Origin of the sequence: Micromonospora sp. NPDC023966, assembly GCF_040639095.1 — a bacterium.
GTDB lineage: Bacteria > Actinomycetota > Actinomycetes > Mycobacteriales > Micromonosporaceae > Micromonospora.
Map to the genome: position 1 here is coordinate 221,222 of NZ_JBEZZJ010000005.1, position 18,514 is coordinate 239,735.

At 74.3% G+C, this 18,514-nt stretch carries 16 protein-coding genes and 1 pseudogene; 4 read left to right on the forward strand and 13 right to left on the reverse strand.

The features are described from left to right. Position 1 precedes the first annotated feature (1 nt). The 4 genes from AB0F68_RS11385 to AB0F68_RS11400 form a co-directional block, all read right to left on the reverse strand. Positions 2-1,462: a CYTH and CHAD domain-containing protein gene (locus AB0F68_RS11385; protein WP_357335293.1), complete on the reverse strand. Its 1,461-nt coding sequence runs from the start codon at positions 1,460-1,462 to the stop codon at positions 2-4. A 40-nt stretch (positions 1,463-1,502) separates the two neighbouring features. Continuing rightward, the gene (locus AB0F68_RS11390; protein ID WP_357335296.1) at positions 1,503-2,765 is read right to left on the reverse strand and encodes an acetyl-CoA C-acetyltransferase; all 1,263 of its coding nucleotides are present in this window, start codon (positions 2,763-2,765) and stop codon (positions 1,503-1,505) included. A 73-nt stretch (positions 2,766-2,838) separates the two neighbouring features. Next, positions 2,839-3,639, reverse strand: a complete 801-nt coding sequence (locus tag AB0F68_RS11395; protein ID WP_357335298.1) for an SGNH/GDSL hydrolase family protein — start codon at positions 3,637-3,639, stop codon at positions 2,839-2,841. A gap of 111 nt (positions 3,640-3,750) precedes the next feature. Continuing rightward, complete coding sequence (locus AB0F68_RS11400; RefSeq protein ID WP_357335300.1) at positions 3,751-4,797, reverse strand: SGNH/GDSL hydrolase family protein; 1,047 nt, start codon at positions 4,795-4,797, stop codon at positions 3,751-3,753. A 143-nt stretch (positions 4,798-4,940) separates the two neighbouring features. Between AB0F68_RS11400 and AB0F68_RS11405 the strand changes: the two genes are divergently transcribed. Together AB0F68_RS11405 and AB0F68_RS11410 are read left to right on the forward strand one after the other, a co-directional pair. Further along, positions 4,941-5,297, forward strand: a complete 357-nt coding sequence (locus AB0F68_RS11405; RefSeq protein WP_357335302.1) for a YkvA family protein — start codon at positions 4,941-4,943, stop codon at positions 5,295-5,297. Positions 5,298-5,373: 76 nt separating this feature from the next. Further along, positions 5,374-6,744 (forward strand): cystathionine beta-synthase, encoded by a 1,371-nt coding sequence (locus AB0F68_RS11410; RefSeq protein WP_357335305.1) that lies wholly within the window; start codon positions 5,374-5,376, stop codon positions 6,742-6,744. A 49-nt stretch (positions 6,745-6,793) separates the two neighbouring features. On the opposite strand, the gene AB0F68_RS11415 is transcribed toward AB0F68_RS11410, so the two are convergent. The 9 genes and pseudogenes from AB0F68_RS11415 to AB0F68_RS11455 form a co-directional block, all read right to left on the reverse strand. After that, entirely contained in the window at positions 6,794-7,075 is a 282-nt protein-coding gene (locus AB0F68_RS11415; protein ID WP_357335307.1) for a PDZ domain-containing protein, read from the reverse strand. 139 nt (positions 7,076-7,214) lie between these two features. Further along, positions 7,215-7,739 (reverse strand): annotated as a pseudogene (locus tag AB0F68_RS11420) (trypsin-like peptidase domain-containing protein); the annotation flags it as partial. 44 nt (positions 7,740-7,783) lie between these two features. After that, positions 7,784-8,293 (reverse strand): GNAT family N-acetyltransferase, encoded by a 510-nt coding sequence (locus AB0F68_RS11425; RefSeq protein WP_357335309.1) that lies wholly within the window; start codon positions 8,291-8,293, stop codon positions 7,784-7,786. Beyond that, on the reverse strand, positions 8,290-9,219 hold the full coding sequence (locus AB0F68_RS11430; protein WP_357335311.1) for a ribonuclease Z: 930 nt from the start codon (positions 9,217-9,219) through the stop codon (positions 8,290-8,292). The genes AB0F68_RS11425 and AB0F68_RS11430 overlap by 4 nt, the downstream gene beginning before the upstream one ends. A gap of 335 nt (positions 9,220-9,554) precedes the next feature. After that, positions 9,555-10,730 (reverse strand): osmoprotectant NAGGN system M42 family peptidase, encoded by a 1,176-nt coding sequence (locus tag AB0F68_RS11435; protein ID WP_357335313.1) that lies wholly within the window; start codon positions 10,728-10,730, stop codon positions 9,555-9,557. Then, positions 10,727-12,553, reverse strand: a complete 1,827-nt coding sequence (gene ngg, locus AB0F68_RS11440) for an N-acetylglutaminylglutamine synthetase (protein ID WP_357335315.1) — start codon at positions 12,551-12,553, stop codon at positions 10,727-10,729. The genes AB0F68_RS11435 and ngg overlap by 4 nt, the downstream gene beginning before the upstream one ends. A gap of 2 nt (positions 12,554-12,555) precedes the next feature. Beyond that, positions 12,556-14,340: an N-acetylglutaminylglutamine amidotransferase gene (locus AB0F68_RS11445; RefSeq protein WP_357335318.1), complete on the reverse strand. Its 1,785-nt coding sequence runs from the start codon at positions 14,338-14,340 to the stop codon at positions 12,556-12,558. A gap of 203 nt (positions 14,341-14,543) precedes the next feature. Further along, positions 14,544-15,203, reverse strand: coding sequence for a peptide-methionine (S)-S-oxide reductase MsrA (gene msrA / locus AB0F68_RS11450; RefSeq protein ID WP_357335321.1), 660 nt, complete (start codon positions 15,201-15,203; stop codon positions 14,544-14,546). A 76-nt stretch (positions 15,204-15,279) separates the two neighbouring features. After that, complete coding sequence (locus AB0F68_RS11455) at positions 15,280-15,681, reverse strand: HIT family protein (protein ID WP_357335397.1); 402 nt, start codon at positions 15,679-15,681, stop codon at positions 15,280-15,282. A 229-nt stretch (positions 15,682-15,910) separates the two neighbouring features. On the opposite strand from AB0F68_RS11455, the gene AB0F68_RS11460 reads away from it, so the two are divergent. Then, positions 15,911-17,053, forward strand: coding sequence for a cystathionine gamma-synthase (locus tag AB0F68_RS11460; RefSeq protein ID WP_357335323.1), 1,143 nt, complete (start codon positions 15,911-15,913; stop codon positions 17,051-17,053). A 15-nt stretch (positions 17,054-17,068) separates the two neighbouring features. Next, positions 17,069-18,481: an amidase family protein gene (locus tag AB0F68_RS11465; RefSeq protein WP_357335325.1), complete on the forward strand. Its 1,413-nt coding sequence runs from the start codon at positions 17,069-17,071 to the stop codon at positions 18,479-18,481. Positions 18,482-18,514: the final 33 nt, after the last annotated feature.

The following is an 18,514-nucleotide window of genomic DNA, read 5'->3' on the forward strand; positions in this document are numbered from 1 at the left end:
GTCAGCCCGTCAGCCAGCGCCGCACCTTCCGGCGGCGGGCCCGGTCCCGCGCCCTGACCAGCGCCGGCCCGGCCCGGTCGGCCACCGCGGCCTGCCGGGCGTGCAGCAGGCCGTAGGTGAAGGTGTTCTCGCCGGCGGCGTACGCCCGCAGCGCCTGCTCGCGCAGCACCTCCCGGGTCACCACCGAGTCCTGGTGCGCGCCGAGCGCGTCCTGAAGGTCCTTGAACCGGTCCACCAGCTTCGCGGCGGGCCGACGTACCTCGACGGCGTACCGGGCCCGCTTGCCCGCCTTGCGTGCCTCGTGCAGCGCGGTGTCGTCCCCGCCGGCCAGCGCCCGGTCCAGCCGGTCGTCGAAGCGGGTCACCGCGCGCCGCACCCGCCGGTTCACCCAACGGGGCCGTACGCGTGTCGTCGGACCCTCCACCAGCGCGTCCAGCCGGCGCAGCAGGTCGGTGTAGCGGTCGGAGCCGAGCGCGGCGCGCAGCCCGTCGAGGGCGGTGGCCAGGTCGGCGGCGAACCGCTCCGCGAACCGGGCCGGGACCGGGCCGAGCACCAGCTCGTCCGGCTCCGCGTGGACCGCGTCGGCCAGCCGGGCGCCCAACACCTGGACGTCCCGGACCGGCCCGAGCCGGCCGCCCAGCCAGCGCAGTTCCGCCCGCACCGCCTCGCTCTCGGCGCGGTCCCACAGTCCCCGGAAGGTCCGCAGCGTGGAGCGGAGCCGGCGGACGGCCACCCGCATGTCGTGCACCGCGTCCTCGTCGCCGCCGAGGGCACCGGCGTGGTGGCCGATCAGCGTGTCGCGCTGGGCGGTGAGGTAGTCGACCACGGGCGCGGCCGCCGGATCGGCGGGCGCCGGACGGGTGGCGGCCAGGCGGCCGCCCAGGGCACGGTGCGACTTCGACACCGGGACGGTCCGGGCGCCGGCCGCGCGCAGCCGCTCGTCCACCGCGTCGAGCAGCGCCTCATCACCGTCGACCAGCTCGACCTCGAGCTCGTGCCACGCCTGCCGCTCCCCGCTGACCAGGTCCTCGGCGTGCACGTCGTCCTCGGCCACCTCGGCCAGCGGGCGGCCCGCCGCGTCGAGCAGACGGCGTTCCCGGCGGCGGGTGCGGATCCGCGCGGCCGGGGCGACCGGCCGCCCCCGGGACGCGCCCCGGAAGAGCGCGACCAGCTCGGCCGGCGGTTCGGCGTCCTCCGGCCCGGCCGGGAACTGATGCTCGGTGCGCGCGCCGCCGACCGCGCCCACCTTGAGGTGCCAGCCCGCGTCGTGCCCGCCGGTCCGCCGCCGCAGCGCGTAGCCGCTGCGGGCCAGCCGGAGGTCGGCGGTGTCCCAGTAGACCGCGTCCAGGTCGAGGGCGGTGGCGTCGGACGTCGTCGCGACGCCACCGCACCCCGTCAGATCGGGCAGCCGAAATCCCGCGTCGCCGGAGTACTTGCGTTCGCGTTCCACGACGGTCGCCATGGCGCCTCCCGTACCCGGCTGCTGCTCCGGTGAATCGACCTCAGTTCAGGCGTTCGAGCACCATGGCCATGCCCTGGCCGCCGCCCACGCACATGGTCTCCAGACCGATGGTCTTGTCGTGCCACTCCAGCGCGTTGAGCAGGGTGCCGGTGATCCGGGCGCCGGTCATGCCGAACGGGTGGCCGACGGCGATCGCCCCGCCCATCACGTTCAGCTTCTCCTCCGGGATGCCGAGCTGCCGGTACGACGGGATCACCTGGGCGGCGAACGCCTCGTTGATCTCGACGAGGTCGACGTCGTCGATGGTCATGCCGGCACGCTTCAGCGCCTGCTTGGACGCCTCGACCGGGCCCAGGCCCATGATCTCCGGCGAGAGCGCGGTGACGCCGGTGGAGACGATCCGGGCCAGCGGGGAGAGCCCGAGCTCCTGCGCCCGCTGGGCGCTCATGATCACCACGGCGGCCGCGCCGTCGTTGAGCGGGCAGCAGTTGCCGGCGGTGATCCGGCCGTCCGGGCGGAAGACCGGCTTCAGGCCGGCCACGGCCTCCAGGGTCACCCCGGGGCGCGGGCCGTCGTCGGTGCTCACCACGGTGCCGTCCGGCGTGGTGACCGGGGTGATCTCGCGGGCCCAGAAGCCGTCCGCGATCGCCGTTTCGGCGAGGTTCTGGCTGCGGACGCCGAACGCGTCCATGTCCTCGCGGGTGACGTCGTGGACCTCGGCCAGGTTCTCCGCGGTCTGCCCCATGGTCAGGTAGATGTCGGGGAGCTGGCCGGCCTCGCGCGGGTCGGTCCACACCTCGGCGCCGCCCCGGGCCCGGGCCGCGGAGCGCTCGCGCGCCGCCGCGAAGCGGGGGTTCTCCCATCCGCCGCCGACCAGCGCCTGCGCCTCCGGCGGGAGGGCGTCCGAGTTGCCGCGCGCGTACCGGGAGACGGTCTCGACGCCGGCGGAGATGAAGACGTCGCCCTCGCCCGCCCGGATCGCGTGCATCGCCATCCGGGTGGTCTGGAGCGAGGAGGCGCAGTAGCGGGTGAGCGTGGCGCCGGGCAGGCCGTCCAGGCCCAGCAGGGTGGCGACCACCCGGGCCATGTTGAAGCCCTGTTCGCCGCCGGGCAGGCCGCAGCCCAGGTAGAGGTCGTCGATGGTGGTGGGATCGAGCGCCGGGACCTTGTCGAGGGCGGCCTGGACGATCGTGGCGGCGAGGTCGTCCGGGCGGACCTCCCGCAGGGAACCCTTGAACGCGCGGCCGATGGGGGACCGGGCGGTGGCGACGATGACGGCGTCGCGGGGCGACTCAATCGGCATGAACCAACGTTAACCCGCGAGTAACTTGTCGCGGAAGCTGCGCAGCGGGCGGGAAATGTCACCCCGCCGGCGCTCAGTGGTGGTGCCGGTAGGCGACCGCGGCGGCCGCCTCGACCGCCGGGAGCAGGGCGTGCGCCCAGACCCGGTAACCGTCGGCGGAGGGGTGGTAGCCGTCGTGGCAGAGGGTGCCCGCGTCCGCCCGGAAGACCGGGCCGGTCTCGGTGCCCAGGTCGACGACGCTGCCCCCGGCGTCGAGCACCGAGGCCGTCTGGGCGCGCGCCATCCGCCGCCCCGACCAGCCGAGCACCTGCCGCAGCGGGGAGGCGACGGCGCGGACGGCGCCGAGGTCGGGGCAGGTGCCCACGACCACCTCGACGTGCGCCTCGCGCAGCCGGCGCACCGCCGAGCCGAGATAGGCCGCCGCGTCGGCCGGGCGGGCCAGCGCGGTGGCGTCGTTCGCCCCGATCAGGATCACCGCCACGTCGGGCCGCTCGCCGAGTAGCGCCCGGGCCACCTGGGTGGCCAGGTCGGTGGAGCGGGACCCGGAGACCCCGACGCTGGACAGGTGCACCCGCCGGCCGGTGGGCCCCTCGGCCAGCAGTTGGGCGAGCTGGCCGCCGATGGTCTCCTCGAAGCGTTCGACGCCCACCCCGAGGGCCGACGAGTCGCCGAGCAGCACCAGCCGCAGCGGCGGGGCGCCAGCCCGGCCGACCGTCGCGCGCAGCGCGAGGCCCAGCTCGGGCTGGGCGTACTTCCGGCTGCGGGCGGCGATGGCCTGGCCGGCGAGGACCGCCGCCCCGCCCATCGTGCCGGCGAGCAGGGAGAGCGCGGCGGCCCGACCGAGTCGGACCGCGAGCTCGTTACGCTCGGTCATGACGACACCTCCCCAGCTCCCACGACCCGCGGGTCGGTCTGCTCGTGGCGAACGGCGTCGACATGAGCATGGCACACGTTGTGCCTGCTGATGATGCCTCCGCTGCCCGGCTCATGCCAGCCCCTCCACCTGCGCGGAGTCGGCGGAGGCACTCGGCTGCGGCACCGCGCCGACGCCGAAGAAGGCCCGCCGCCGAAGTTGCGCCCAGCGCCCAGCGGGTCCGCGCTCGCGACCCCGGACCTGGGTGCCGCTGACCTCGGTGCCCGCGTGCCGGGCCGCCTCCTGGGCCGCATCCGGGAGCGACCGTACGCCTTCCGCGCCGACGAGCGGAGGCCGGCGTTCCTGGCCGGCGCCCAACGCCGAGAGCGCGGTGGGCAGCAGCGCGGCCGCGGCGACCGCGTACCCCTCCGCGGAGGGGTGGAACCGGTCCCAGGCGAACATCCGCGTCGGCTCGGCGGCGAACCGCGGCCCGAGCAGGTCGCCGAGGGAAACCGTCCAGCCGCCCGCCTCGACCACCGCCACCGTCTGGGCGGCGGCGAGCTGGCGGCTCCAGCGGCGGGCCAGCCAGCGCAGCGGCGGCTGGATCGGCCGGATCGCGCCCAGGTCGGGGCAGGTGCCGACGACCACCTCGCAGCCGGCGGCCCGCAGCGTGCGGACCGCGTCGACCAGGTAGCGCACGGCCAGCGAGAGCGGGGTGCGGTTGGTGACGTCGTTGCCGCCGACCAGGACGACCGCGATGTCCGGTTCGACCTCCAGGGCCGACTCGACCTGCGGCTTCAGCCCGGCCGACAGGGCGCCCACCACGGCGAACCGGTGCAGCCGGACCGGTCGGTGCAGCCGGCGGGACAGCCCGGTGGCCAGTAGCGCGCCCGGGGTCTCGCGGCGGCGGTGCACGCCGTAGCCGGCGGCCGAGGAGTCACCGAGGATCACCATGGTGACCGGCGGGCCGGGGAGCTTCGCGCCGTAGACGCCGTCGCAGCGTGGCGGGGGCGCCTCGGCCATCGGGATGGTGCGCCGGGCCTGGCGGGCCTGACCGAGCAGCACTCCGCCCGTGGCGACGGTGGCCGCCACCGTGGCGCCCGTGCCGATCGCCGTCAGGCGGGCGATCCGCCGGGCGCGCTGCCAGCCGCCCGGCGCGACGGAACCAGCGTCCCCCATGCACCGACATTATCGCGCCGCCACGACACCCGCTCTCCGCGTGATCGTCATGGCTGGGACGGGACGGTTCCGGGTACCGGTACGGGCAAGGGGGCGGACTTGCGCCGGGACGGCACCCTGGCCGAGCGGAAAGGGGCGAGGAGATGGGGAAGACATTGAAGCGGAGCGCGGCCTTCACCGCGCTGGCCCGGGCGCTGGCGGCCGGGACGCGGGGTGGCCCGTCGCTGGGCGTCCGGCTGGCGGCGCTGCCCCGGATGATCCGGGCCACCGCCCGGGGCGAGTACGACGGCGGCCTGCGGCTGGCCCTGATGGCCGGCGCCACGGCGTACATCGTCTCGCCGATCGACCTGCTGCCGGAGATCCCGCTGGCGATCTTCGGCCTGGCCGACGACGCGGTGATGGTCGCCTGGCTGGCCGGCAGCGTGCTCGCCGAGACCGACCGCTTCCTGGAGTGGGAGGCACGTCGCAGGTCCGTCATCCCGGGGCATGTGGTGCCCTGACGGCACGTACCCTGGGCGACGAACCGACGACTTACCGGCCGCCCCACGACGGCGGCGCGACGAAGGGCACAACGAGGTGCACTACTACGACAACGTGGTCGAGCTGATCGGCAACACCCCGCTGGTACGCCTGCGCAACGTCACCGAGGGCATCCAGGCGACGGTGCTGGCGAAGGTGGAGTACGTCAACCCGGGCGGTTCGGTCAAGGACCGGATCGCGCTGCGGATGGTCGAGGACGCCGAGAAGGCGGGCCTGCTCCAGCCCGGCGGCACGATCGTCGAGCCGACCAGCGGCAACACCGGCGTCGGGCTGGCCCTCGTCGCCCAGCTCAAGGGCTACAAGTGCGTCTTCGTCTGCCCCGACAAGGTCAGCCAGGACAAGCAGGACGTGCTGCGGGCGTACGGCGCCGAGGTGGTGGTCTGCCCGACCGCCGTGGCGCCGGAGGACCCGCGCTCCTACTACAACGTCTCCGACCGGCTCGCCCGGGAGATCCCCGGCGCCTGGAAGCCCAACCAGTACAGCAACCCGGCCAACCCGCGCTCGCACTACGAGACCACCGGGCCGGAGATCTGGCAGCAGACCGAGGGGCGGCTCACCCACTTCGTGGCGGGTGTCGGCACCGGCGGCACCATCTCCGGCATCGGCCGCTACCTCAAGGAGGCCTCCGAGGGGCGGGTCCGGGTGGTCGGCGCGGACCCGGAGGGCTCGGTCTACTCCGGCGGCACCGGCCGGCCCTACCTGGTCGAGGGCGTCGGCGAGGACTTCTGGCCGGAGACCTACGACCGGAGCGTGGCCGACGAGATCGTCGAGGTGTCGGACAAGCAGTCCTTCGAGATGACCCGGCGGCTGGCCCGCGAGGAGGGGCTGCTGGTCGGCGGCTCCTGCGGCATGGCCGTGGTGGCCGCCCTGGAGGTGGCCCGCAAGGCCGGCCCGGACGACGTGATCGTGGTGCTGCTGCCGGACAGCGGCAAGGGGTACATGTCCAAGATCTTCAACGACCAGTGGATGGCCCGCTACGGCTTCCTGGACAACTCGGGCGCCGAGCCGACGGTGGCCGACGCGCTCGCCGGCAAGCCGGGCGGCCTGCCCGAGCTGGTGCACGTCCACCCGACCGAGACGGTCCGCGACGCGATCGACTACATGCGCGAGTACGGCGTCTCCCAGCTCCCGGTGCTCAAGGCCGAGCCGCCGGTGGTGACCGGCGAGGTGGCCGGCTCGATCGCCGAGAAGGACCTGCTCGACGCGCTCTTCACCGGCCAGGCGCACCTGCACGACACGATCGAGCGGCACATGGGTGACCCGCTGCCCATGATCGGCGGCGGCCAGCCGGTGAGCGAGGCGGTCGTGCTGCTGGAGAAGGCCGACGCCGCGCTGGTGCTGGTCGACGGCAAGCCCAAGGGCGTGCTGACCCGGCAGGACCTGCTCGCCCACCTCGGCGCCCGCTGATCCATCGACACGAGGGCCGCATCCCCGGCGGGGTGCGGCCCTCGTCGCGTCAGCGGCCCAGCTCGGTGGGCACGGCGACGACGTCGACGAAGGCGCCGCGACGCAGCACGGTGACCGGCAGGCGGGCGCCGATCGCCGGACCGAGCATCAACCGCTGCAGGCCCTGGCCGTCCTGCACCGGCCGGCCGCCGGCCGCCACGATCACGTCGCCGAGGTAGAGCCCCGCCAACCCGGCCGGGCTGCCCGGCACCACCTCGACCACCCGCAGCCCCCGCCGCTGCCCGGTCCGGGCGGTGATCTCCGGCGGCAGCGGCACCGGCACCCCGGCCACGCCCAGCCAGGCGGACCCGGCCGTCGGTGGTGAGGTCGCGGATGATCTGCCGGGTGGTGGCGTTCACCGGCACGGCCAGCCCGAGGCCGTACCCGGCGACCGCCGTGTTGACCCCGACGACCCGGCCGGCCGAGTCGGCCAGCGCGCCGCCGGAGTTGCCCGGGTTCAGCGCCGCGTCGGTCTGCATGACGTCCTCGATCAGCCGGGTGACCCGCCCGTCCCGGGCCGGCAGCGACCGGCCCAGCCCGGAGACCACCCCGGCGGTGACCGAGCCGGCCAGCCCCATCGGGTTGCCGACCGCGACCACCAGCTGGCCGATGCGCAGCCGGTCCGCGTCGCCCAGCTCCACGGGCGGGACGGTCACCCGCTCCGCCCGCAGCACCGCCAGGTCGGAGAGCGGGTCGGCGCCGACCACCTGGAACCCGGTCTCGGTGCCGTCGCCGAAGGCGGCCGACCCGTCCTGGGCGCCCTGCACCACGTGGGCGCTGGTGAGCAGCAGCCCGTCCGGGCCGATCACCACGGCCGAGCCGGCGCCGGCGCCGCGCGGGGTCCGCACCGACAGGGCGGCCACGCTGGGCAGCACCCGGGCGGCCACGCCGGTCACCACCCGGGAGTACGCGTCGAGCGCGGCGTCCTCCGCCCGCTCGGTGTGCTCGGTGTCCATGCCGGTGCCAACGCGCCGGCATCGAGGCCCATGCCCCGATCCGCTCAGAGCGAACGGGCGTAGCGGAGCTGCGGCACCAGCACGGGCCCGATGTGGTCGTCGCGCTGCTCGCCGGTGGCGGTCCAGCCGCCGCGCTCGTAGAACCGGCGGGCGGCCGCGTTCTCCCGGAGCACCCAGAGCACCGCCCGGGACCAGCCGCGGGCCCGCATCGCGTCGAGGGCGTCGACCATCAGCGCCCGACCGGTGCCCCGGCCCCGCTCGGCCGGCTTCAGGTGGATGGCGTTGAGCAGGCCGGTGGCCGGGTCGCCGGCGTCGTCCGGCCCCAGGTAGCTGAAGCCGACCACCCGGCCGTCCCGCTCGGCCACGGTCATCCGGTGGTCCGCGCCCTCCCAGGTCACCCGTTCCGTCCAGTACCGGCCCATCGCCTCCGGGGTCGGGTCGGCCAGCGCCTCGGCCGGCAGGAAGGACGAGTACGCCGCGACCCGGGACCGCTGGTGCAGGGCGCCGACCGCCATCAGGTCGGCCCCGGTGGCGGGGCGTAGGGAGATCGTCACCCGGCCGAGGCTACCCGGCGGGGCGGCACCGGCACCGTCATCAGGTCCTCGGCGATCACCAGCTCGCCGGTGAAGTGGGCGCGGGCCTCGTCGGCGAAGCGGCGCGGGTCCGCGTACCGCTGGGAGAAGTGGGTGAGCACGAGCGTGCGTACCCCCGACTCGGCCGCCACCCGCGCGGCCTGGCCGGCGGTGAGGTGGCCGACCTCGGCGGCGAGGGCGGCCTCCGGCTCCAGGAAGGTCGACTCGATGACCAGCAGGTCGGCGTGCTCGGCCAGGGCCCAAACGCCGTCGCAGAGCCCGGTGTCCATGACGAAGGCGAACCGCTGCCCCGGTCGGGTCACGCTCACCTCGTCGCGGGTGACGCGGCGTCCGTCCACGTCCAGGTGGCCGTCGCGGAGCAGCCGGCCGACCGCCGGCCCGGCGATGCCGTACGCGGACAGCTTCTCCGGCAGCATCCGGCAGCCGTCCGGCTCGACGAGCCGGTAACCGTACGTCTCGATCGGGTGCCGCAGCCGGCGGGCCTCCAGCGTGCCGATGCCCAGCGTGATCCGCTGCCCGTCGGCCTCGATCGGCTCGACGGCCAGCTCGGCGGCCTCGTGGAAGCTCGACGCGTGGCGGAGCCGGGCGAAGTATTCGGCGCCCCCGGCGGGGAAGTGCACGGCCACCGGGTGCGGGACGCGGTCCAGGGAGAGCCGCTGGATCATGCCGGGCAGGCCCAGGCAGTGGTCGCCGTGGAAATGGGTGACGCAGATCCGGGTCAGGTCGGTGGCGGAGATCCCGGTGTGCAGCATCTGCCGCTGGCTGCCCTCGCCCGGGTCGAACAGGAGCACCTCGTCGTCCCATCGCAGCAGGTAGCCGTTGTGGTTGCGGTGCCGGGTGGGGGCCTGGCTCGCCGTACCGAGGATCACCAGCTCGCGCATCGACACGCGCCGCCTCCTGCCGCAGACATGAAGCGACCCCCGGGGCTTCCGCGCTCGCGCGCGGGCCGGCTGGACTGGGCCGGCACCCCGGGGGTCGGGTGGCTGTCGTGGTTTCGCCGCACCGCTGCCACACGGTCTCGACGATGGTGCCTGGTGCCCGCCTCGCGGCGGACGGGATTTCACTGTCGAGGACAGCGGCTAGCGGACAGCCACCTCACGAGTCCGATTGCTATACAAGTCTGGACCACCTCCTTTCCCGTGTACCGCCACGCTATCGACTTCCCGCCGAGCCCGGCAACGGATTTGGATCACAGGTCCGAGCGGGAATCGCCGCGGCCGTGTCACTCCAGGCCGATCGGGCCCTCGCGCGGGCCCTCCTCGGAGGCCGGCTGGACCGCCAGCGAGGGGAAGTCGGCCAGGTCGCCCTCGGGCTCGGCGTCCCACTCGGGGAAGACCAGCGGCTTCTGGAGATAGAGGCAGAGCAGTTGGGCGAGGTGACGCAGCCCGTCGAGGTGGGTGCGCTCGTGCCCGTGGGTGGCGTCCACGCCGAAGCCGAGCAGCGCCACCCGGGCGTGCGCCCCCGCCTCGACCGCCGCCGCCACGTCGGAGCGGTAGTAGTCGAAGACGTCCCGGACCAGGCGGACGTCGTGCTCGCGGGCGATCGCGGCCAGGTGCCGGGTGAGGTGGTAGTCGAACGGTCCCACCCCGTCGCCCATGGCCAGGGTGGCGGCGTCCTCCCGGGACTGCTGGCCGGGGGCGACCACCGCGGCGTCCACCGAGACGATCTCCGCGACGTCGGGGTCGAGGCCGTGGCTGGCCCCGTGCCCGATCTCCTCGGTGACCGTGACCAGCAGGTGCGCGGTGACCGCCGGCGTGACGCCCGCGTCGACGATCGCCTTGAACGCGGTCAGCACCGCGGCCACGCCCGCCTTGTCGTCCAGGTGCCGGGACTTGACGTACCCGGTCGGGGTGATCGTCGGGGTGGCGAGCAGCGCGACGAAGTCGCCGGCGTCGACGCCGAGCGCCCGGAGCCCGGCCTCGTCGGTGACCGGCTCGTCGACCCGGACCTCGACCAGTTCCCAGCCGACGCCCTGGAGGTCGACGCCGTCGTTGTAGCGGTGCCCGCTGGCCTTCAGGGGCAGCACCTGGCCGGTGACCACCCGGTCCAGGTCGTCGGTGAAGATCCGCACGTGGGCGCCCTCGGCGAAGCGGGCGCTGTGCGTGCCGATCGGCTTCACCTCCAGCCGGCCGTTCTCCTTGAGCCGCTTGACCATCCCGCCGATGGTGTCGGTGTGCACCACGATGGCCCGGTCGGCGCCGGTCGGCCGCGGACCGGGCAGGGAGGCGCTGAGCGCCCCGCGCCGGGTCAGCGTCGAGGTGATGCCGAGCGCGGAGAGCCGTTCGCCCACGTACTGCTGGACGTGGTCGGTACGCCCCGACGGGCTGGGGATCTCCAGCAGCTCCACCAGCAGCTGGCGCAGGTAGTCGAGGTCGAGTTCCAGCGGCTTCGGGTTCACGCCGCACCTCCCGTGCCGGCCGGCGACCAGAGCCGCTGCGGGGCCCGGGTGCCGGGGAAGAGCAGGTCGACGAAGCGCTCGGCGGTCGGCTGCGGCTCGTGGTTGGCCAGGCCGGGCCGCTCGTTCGCCTCGATGAACACGTGCTCCGGCCGGTCCGGGGCGGGGACCAGCAGGTCGAGCCCGGTCACCGGGATGTCCAGCGCGCGGCTGGCCGTCACGCACGCCTCGGCGATGGCCGGGTGGAGCTCGGCGGTCACGTCGTGGATGGTGCCGCCGGTGTGCAGGTTCGCCGTGCGGCGGACCGCCAGCACCTGCCCCTCGGGGAGCACGTCGTGCATCCGGTAGCCCGCCTCGGCCACCACCTCGCGGGTCATGTCGTCGATCGGGATCCGGGACTCGCCGCCGGTGGCGGCCGCGCGGCGGCGGCTCTGCCGCTCGATCAGCTCGGTGACGTCGTGCACTCCGTCCCCGGTGATCTGGGCGGGCCGGCGGACCGCCGCGGCCACCACCTCGTGGTCGATGACGACCACCCGGAGGTCCTCGCCCTCCCGCAGCTCCTCGATCAGCACGTCGGGGCAGAACCGGCGGCCCAGCTCGACCGCCGCGGTCAGCGCCTCCGGCGTGCGCACCCCGACCGTGATGCCGTTGCCCTGCTCGCCCCGGGCCGGCTTGACCACCACCGGGCCCACGTCGGCCAGGAACGCCAGGTCGTCGACGTCGCCGGTGGCGGTCCGGCCGCGCGGCACCGACAGCCCGGCCTCGACGAGGATGCGCCGGGTGACCCGCTTGTCGTCGCAGCGGCTCATCGCCACCGCCGAGGTCAGCTCGGAGAGCGACTCCCGGGTGTGCACGGTCCGGCCGCCGATGCTCAGCCGCAGCTCGCCCCAGCGCGGATCGGTCACCTCCACCCGGATGCCGCGCCGCATCGCCTCGTCCGCGACGATCTTCGCGTACGGGTTCAGCTCGTCGTACCCCGCCGGCATGGCGGGCAGGAACAGCCGCTCGTTGATCGGGTTCTTCCGCTTCACGCAGAGCGTCCCGGTGCGGTGGAAGCCGAGCCGCTCGTAGAGCCGGATCGCCCCCGAGTTCTCGGCCAGCACCGACAGGTCCACGTACGCCCGGCCGCGCGCGTCGAGCCGGTCGGCCAGCGCGGTGAGCAGCGCCTGGCCGGTGCCGGGCGGTGCGGTGTTGAAGTCCACGGTCAGGCACCAGAGACTCGCGCCGTTTTCCGGGTCGCCGAAGACCGCGACGTGGTCCACCCCGGTGATGGTGCCGACCACCTCGCCGGTGGCGTCCTCGGCCACCAGGTGCAGGAACCGGTCGGTGCCGGCGTTGTCGACCAGCACCTCGACCGGCGCCGTGACCATGCCGTTGCGGGCGTAGATCCGGTTCACCGCCTCCGCGTCGTCGGCGTCCCGCAGCGGCCGGATGCTCAGCCCGGGGATCTCGCCGCCCTCGGTGGCGGCCGGCCGGTGCTCGCCCAGCGGCAGCCGGTAGGTCAGCGACGGGTCGATGAACAGCTCGTCGGGGAGGCGGGAGACCAGCACGTGCGGGTCCCGCAGGTAGATGCAGATGTCCCGGGCGCCGACCGCCTCGGAGCGCAGCACGTCGGCGACCTCGATCTGCTCGGCGAAGGTCTGCCCGAAGACCAGCCGGCCCCAGCCGCAGTCCAGCACCACACCGGACCCGTCGGCGGGCTGCCGGCGCGGCTCGGGGGTGCCGGGCGCCACCGGGTCGCCGCCCGGGCCGACCCGTTCCCGGCGCCGGCCCAGCACCCGTTCCCGATCGGCACGCGCCGTGCCGGTGGCGAGGGTGTCGGTCACGGTCAGTCGATTCCGTGGCTCTGGAGCCACATTTCCAGGAGTCCCAGCTGCCACAGCTTGTTTCCGTTCAACGGGGTCAGTTCGGCGTTCGGGTCGGCGAGCAGCGCGTCGACGTAGTCGGCGCGGAACAGGTCGCGGCGGCGCGCCTCGGGCGCGGTGAGCGCGTCGCGTACCCGGTCGAGGAGCTTGTCCTCCAGGTGGGTGAGGCCCGGGACGGGGAAGTAGCCCTTTGGCCGGTCGATGACCTCGTGCGGTAGGACCCGGCGGCCGATCTCCTTGAGCACGCCCTTGCCGCCCTGGGCCAGCTTCAGCTCCGGCGGGCAGCTCGCGGCCAGCTCGACGAACTCGTGGTCGAGGAACGGCACCCGGGCCTCCAGCCCGTGCGCCATGGTCATGTTGTCGACCCGCTTGACCGGGTCGTCGGTGAGCATGACCTGCGTGTCGATCCGCAGGCCGGCGTCCACCGCGGTCGCCGCGCCGGGCCGGGCCAGGTGCGCGGCCACGAACTCCCGCGCCGGGTCGCCGTCGGCCAGCCACGCCGGGTTGAGCACCCGGGCCAGGCCGGCCGCGTCGCGGTCGAAGAACGCCTTCGCGTACGTCTCGAGCGCCCGCTCCCGGTCCACCCCGGCCAGCGGCGGGTACCAGTGGTAGCCGCCCAGGATCTCGTCCGCGCCCTGGCCGGACTGCACCACCTTGACGTGCCGGGCGACCTCCTGGCTGAGCAGCCAGAACGCCACGCAGTCGTGGCTGACCATGGGCTCGCTCATCGCGGCGACGGCGGCCTCCAGCGGCAGCAGCAGGTCGCCGGTGGGCACCCGGATCTGGTGGTGGTCGGTGCCGAAGGTCTTCGCCACCAGGTCGGAGTAGACGAACTCGTCGCCCTCCCGGCCGCCGACCGCGTCGAAGCCGATGGAGAAGGTGGCTAGCCCGGCCTGTCGCTCGCCGGCCAGCAGCGCGACGACCAGGCTGGAGTCGAGCCCACCGGAGAGCAGCACGCCCACCGGCACGTCGGCCACCATGCGGCGGCGGACGGCGGTGGTCAGCGACTCCAGCAGGGCGTCCTGCCAGTCCCGTTCGGACCAGCCGGAGCGCTCGGCGGCGCGGGTGAAGGACGGGTCCCAGTAGACCCGGTCGTGGGTGGAGCCGTCGGGCTCGTACACCCGGACCGTGGCCGGGGGGAGCTTGGCGACGCCGCGCAGGATGGTCCGCGGTGGCGGCACGATGCTGTGGAAGCTCAGGTAGTGGGCGAGCGCCACGGGGTCGATGCCCGTGTCGACGCCACCGCCCGCGAGCAGCGCCGGCAGGGTCGAGGCGAAGCGCACCACGCCGGGGGTCTCGGCCAGGTAGAGCGGCTTGATGCCGAGCCGGTCCCGGGCCAGCACCAGGCGGCCGGTGTCCCGCTCGCTGATCGCCAGCGCGAACATGCCGACCAGGTGGTCGACGAAGTCGAGCCCCCACTCGGCGTACGCCTTGACCACGACCTCGCTGTCGCCCGCCGAGAAGAAGCGGTGCCCCCTGGCCTGCAACTCCTCGCGTAGCTCACGGTAGTTGTAGATGCAGCCGTTGAAGACGCCGGTGAGTCCGGCGGCCGGGTCGACCAGGGGCTGGCCGCTGGCGGCCGAGAGGTCGATGATCTTCAGGCGTCGGTGTCCGAGCGCTGTCCGTCCCTGGGACCAGACGCCACTGTCGTCGGGCCCTCGGTCACTCATCGTGGCCGCCATCCGCTCCACGGCCGACACGTCGGCCCGTGAACCGTCACGGCGGAACTCTCCCGCTAGTCCGCACATGCGGGCCCATGCTGCCAGAGGTTGTTGCGGTTTGCCTGTTGAGACGATGACAGTGGTGTGACCGTTCGCTACCATGCGCCGCTACCGACGGTAGCCTCCGCCTCGGACCGGCGATTACTGGCCCGCAGGCGACCGATGCCGGAAATGTGCCGGGCCCGCGGTGTGAGGAACACCGCAGGCCCGGGATCGGACGTTCCGGTCGCTCAGGCGGTACGCGCCACGCCGACCGGGCAGCTCAGCCCGTTGGGGCCGTGGTTGCAGTACCCGTTCGGGTTCTTGGTCGGTGCCAGGTACTGCTGGTGGTAGTCCTCGGCGAAGTAGTAGTCGCCGAGCCGGGCGATCTCCGTGGTGATCTCACCCTTGCCGGCCCGCGCCACGATCGGCGCGAACGCGTCCCGCGAAGCCTGCGCCGCGGCCAGCTGCTCGTCGGTGGTGGCGTAGATCGCCGACCGGTACTGGGTGCCGACGTCGTTGCCCTGGCGCATGCCCTGGGTCGGGTCGTGGTTCTCCCAGAAGACCTTGAGCAGGTCCTCGTAGCTGATCTTCGACGGGTCGTAGACCACCTGGACCACCTCGGCGTGCCCGGTCATCCCCGAGCAGACCTCCTCGTACGTCGGGTTCGTGGTGTAGCCACCCGCGTAGCCGGCCGACGTGGTGATCACCCCCGGGAGGGTCCAGAACAGCCGCTCGGCGCCCCAGAAACAGCCCATCCCGAAGACGGCGACCTGCGCGCCCTCGGGGAAGGGACCCTTCAGCGAGGACGGCAGCACCTCGTGCCGGTCGGCGATCGGCATCGCGATCGGGCGGCCCGGCAGAGCCTGGTCGGGAGAGATCATCTCGGCCTTGATGCGGCGAAGGAACACGATGGGACTCCTCTCATGGCTTTCCCAGCGGGTTCAACAGCGCCGGTCCCCGGTTCCTTACCCGACGGTCCCGCGCTCAGGCCAGCGCGGCGGCGACCCGGGCGGCGAAGTCCTCGGCCTCGGCGTCGTCGGCGTAGCGGGTGCGCGGCCAGAAGAAGCCGCGCAACCCGTCGCCCTTGGTCCGCGGCACCACGTGGGTGTGCAGGTGCGGGACCGACTGCGACACCTTGTTGTTCATCGCTACGAACGTCCCGCCGGCCCCCAGGCCGGCCTCCACCGCCACGGCGAGCCGCTGCACCAGCCGGAAGTAGCCGGGCAGCGCGTCGGCCGGCAGGTCGGCCAGGGCGACCAGGTGCGGGCGCGGCACCACCAGCACGTGGCCCTTGAACACCGGCCTGGTGTCCAGAAAGGCCACGCCGTCCGCCTCGTCGGCGACCCGGAACGCCGGCACCTCGCCCGCCACGATCCCGCAGAACACGCACCCAGCCACCCGCCCAGGCTAGGGGCTGCCCCACGATCCTGCCGGTCCCCGCGCCGATCTTGCCGACCTGACGTTCACCTGAAGCGGCAACTCGCCAAGATCCATACCTCGGCGCTTCGGTCGAGGTCACCGAGCCGGTATGGCCGACCGGTCGGACAACCTCCCGGTCGTGACCCGCGGGCGGGTTCCACGCGGTGCGACGGGCGGGCGGACTAACGTCTCGGGAATGAGTCACGGCTTCGAGACGCTCGCCATCCACGCCGGTCAGGACCCCGAGGCCCGCACCGGCGCGGTCATCCCGCCGATCTATCAGACCAGCACCTACGCCCAGGACGCCGTCGGCGCGCCCCGGGAGGGCTACGAGTACAGCCGCTCCGGCAATCCCACCCGGGACGCGCTCCAGGAGTGCCTGGCCGCGCTGGAGGGCGGGCCCGTGGGGCTCGCCTTCGCCAGCGGCCTGGCCGCCGAGGACACCCTGCTGCGGACCGTCTGCAAGCCGGGCGACCACGTGGTGATCCCGGACGACGCCTACGGCGGCACCTACCGGCTCTTCGCCAAGGTGGCCGAGCGCTGGGGGCTGGAGTACACCCCGGCCCGGGTCTCCGACCCGGCCGCGGTCCGGGCCGCGATCCGTCCCGGCGCCACGCGGATCGTCTGGGTGGAGACCCCGACCAACCCGCTGCTCGGCATCGCCGACATCGCCGCGCTGGCCGCCGTCGCGCATGAGGCCGACGCGCTGCTGGTGGTCGACAACACCTTCGCCTCGCCGTACCTCCAGCAGCCGATCGCGTTCGGCGCGGACGTGGTGGTCCACTCGACCACCAAGTACATCGGCGGACACTCCGACGTGGTCGGTGGCGCCCTCGTCGCCGCCGACCGGGCGCTCGGCGAGGAACTGCGCTACCACCAGAACGCGATGGGCGCCGTCAACGGCCCGTTCGACGCCTGGCTCACCCTGCGCGGCATCAAGACCCTCGGGGTACGGATGGACCGGCACTGCGACAACGCCGAGCGGATCGCCGCCTATCTGGACGGTCACGCCAAGGTCGCGCAGGTCATCTACCCGGGCCTGCCGGCGCACCCGGGTCACGAGGTGGCCGCCAAGCAGATGCGCCGGTTCGGCGGGATGATCTCCTTCCGCGCGGCGGGCGGCGAGGAGCACGCCGTGGAGATCTGCAACCGGGCGAAGCTCTTCGTGCTCGCGGAGTCGCTCGGCGGGGTCGAATCGCTGATCGAGCACCCGGGGCGGATGACACACGCGAGCGCTGCCGGCTCGCCGCTTGAAGTTCCCGGCGATCTCGTGCGACTGTCTGTCGGCATCGAGACGGTCGACGACCTGCTCGCCGATCTGGAGCAGGCGCTGGGCTGACGCTGGCTGGGGAGGATGGCCGTGCAGGACATCATGCCGACGACCTGGGTGGGGGCGACCGCGAAGCAGATCGCCCGCGGCGTACGCCGGGGTGACGTCTCCGCCACCCAGGTCGTGGCCGACCACCTGGACCACATCGCCCGGGCCGACGCCGAGCTGGCCGCGTTCCGCGCGGTACGCGGCGGCGAGGCGATCACCGAGGCGGAGAAGGTCGACGAGCAGGAGGACCTGGCCAACCTCCCCCTGGCCGGCGTGCCGGTGGCGGTCAAGGAGAACACCCCGGTCGCCGGCCTGCCGACGTGGAACGGGTCGGCCGCGGTGCGTACCCCGGTGGCGGAGGCCGACCACGAGGTGGTCCGCCGGCTGCGCGGCGCGGGCGCGGTGATCCTCGGGGTGACCCGGATGCCGGAGCTGGGCCTGTGGGCCCTCACCGACGACGAGACCGGGGTGACCCGCAACCCCTGGGACCTGACGCGGACCCCCGGCGGCTCCTCCGGCGGCGCGGCCGCCGCGGTGGCCGCCGGGCTGGTGCCGATGGCGCACGCCAACGACGGCCTCGGCTCGATCCGCATCCCGGCGGCCTGCTGCGGGCTGGTCGGGCTCAAGCCCGGCCGGGGCGTGGTGCCCTGCCAGCTCGGCGCGGACGACTGGTTCGGCCTCACCGAGCACGGCGTGCTGACCGGCACGGTGGCGGACGCGGCGGTCGGTTTCTCGGTGCTGGCCGGGCGCCGCCCGGACAAGCTGGTCCCGCCGCCGCGGCTGCGGGTCGGCGTCTCGCTGCGCTCCCCGGTGCGCGGCGTCTCGCCGGACGCGCCGAACCGCGACGCGGTCGCCGCCGCCGGCCGGCTGCTCGCCGCCGCCGGTCACGACACCGTTCCCGCCGACCCGGTCTACCCGACCCGGCTCGGCCTGCAGGGCATCGCCACCTGGTTCGCCGCGGCCGCCACCGAGGTGCAGGCCGCGGGCGTCGAGCGGCGCGGCCTCCAGCGGCGCAGCCGCCGGCACGTCACGCTCGGCGAGTGGGCGCAGCGCCGGGGGTACGTGCGCGAGGCCGACCGGGCCGCGTGGCGCGAGCGGTCGGTGAACTTCTTCGCCGACCACTCGGTCGACCTGCTGCTCACCCCGGCGTTGGCCGGCCCGCCGCCGGAGGCCGCCGGCTGGTCCGGCCGCTCCTGGCTGGCGAACATGAAGGCCAACATCCGGTACGCCCCGTACGCCGCGCCCTGGAACATCGCCGGGTTGCCGGCGATCGTGGTGCCGGTCGGCCGCCGCCCGGACGGCCTGCCGGTCGCCGTGCAGTTCGTCGGCCCGCCCGGCTCGGAGCTGCTGCTGCTCGGCGTCGCCGGCCAGTTCGAGATGCAGGCGCCGTGGCAGCGGCACGCGCCCGGCTACCCCCGGGTCGGGACGGGGTCGCCGGCCCACGCATGATCGTCTAGCGTGTGCGCACCACGCATCCCGGGA

What these genes read in the sequence shown, in the direction of transcription:
- AB0F68_RS11385 (WP_357335293.1), bottom strand. Translation starts at nt 1,462, where the DNA reads ATGGCGACCGTCGTGGAACGCGAACGCAAGTACTCCGGCGACGCGGGA.
- AB0F68_RS11390 (WP_357335296.1), bottom strand. Translation starts at nt 2,765, where the DNA reads ATGCCGATTGAGTCGCCCCGCGACGCCGTCATCGTCGCCACCGCCCGG.
- AB0F68_RS11395 (WP_357335298.1), bottom strand. Translation starts at nt 3,639, where the DNA reads ATGACCGAGCGTAACGAGCTCGCGGTCCGACTCGGTCGGGCCGCCGCG.
- AB0F68_RS11400 (WP_357335300.1), bottom strand. Translation starts at nt 4,797, where the DNA reads ATGGGGGACGCTGGTTCCGTCGCGCCGGGCGGCTGGCAGCGCGCCCGG.
- AB0F68_RS11405 (WP_357335302.1), top strand. Translation starts at nt 4,941, where the DNA reads ATGGGGAAGACATTGAAGCGGAGCGCGGCCTTCACCGCGCTGGCCCGG.
- AB0F68_RS11445 (WP_357335318.1), bottom strand. Translation starts at nt 14,340, where the DNA reads ATGTGCGGACTAGCGGGAGAGTTCCGCCGTGACGGTTCACGGGCCGAC.
- AB0F68_RS11460 (WP_357335323.1), top strand. Translation starts at nt 15,911, where the DNA reads ATGAGTCACGGCTTCGAGACGCTCGCCATCCACGCCGGTCAGGACCCC.
- AB0F68_RS11465 (WP_357335325.1), top strand. Translation starts at nt 17,069, where the DNA reads ATGGCCGTGCAGGACATCATGCCGACGACCTGGGTGGGGGCGACCGCG.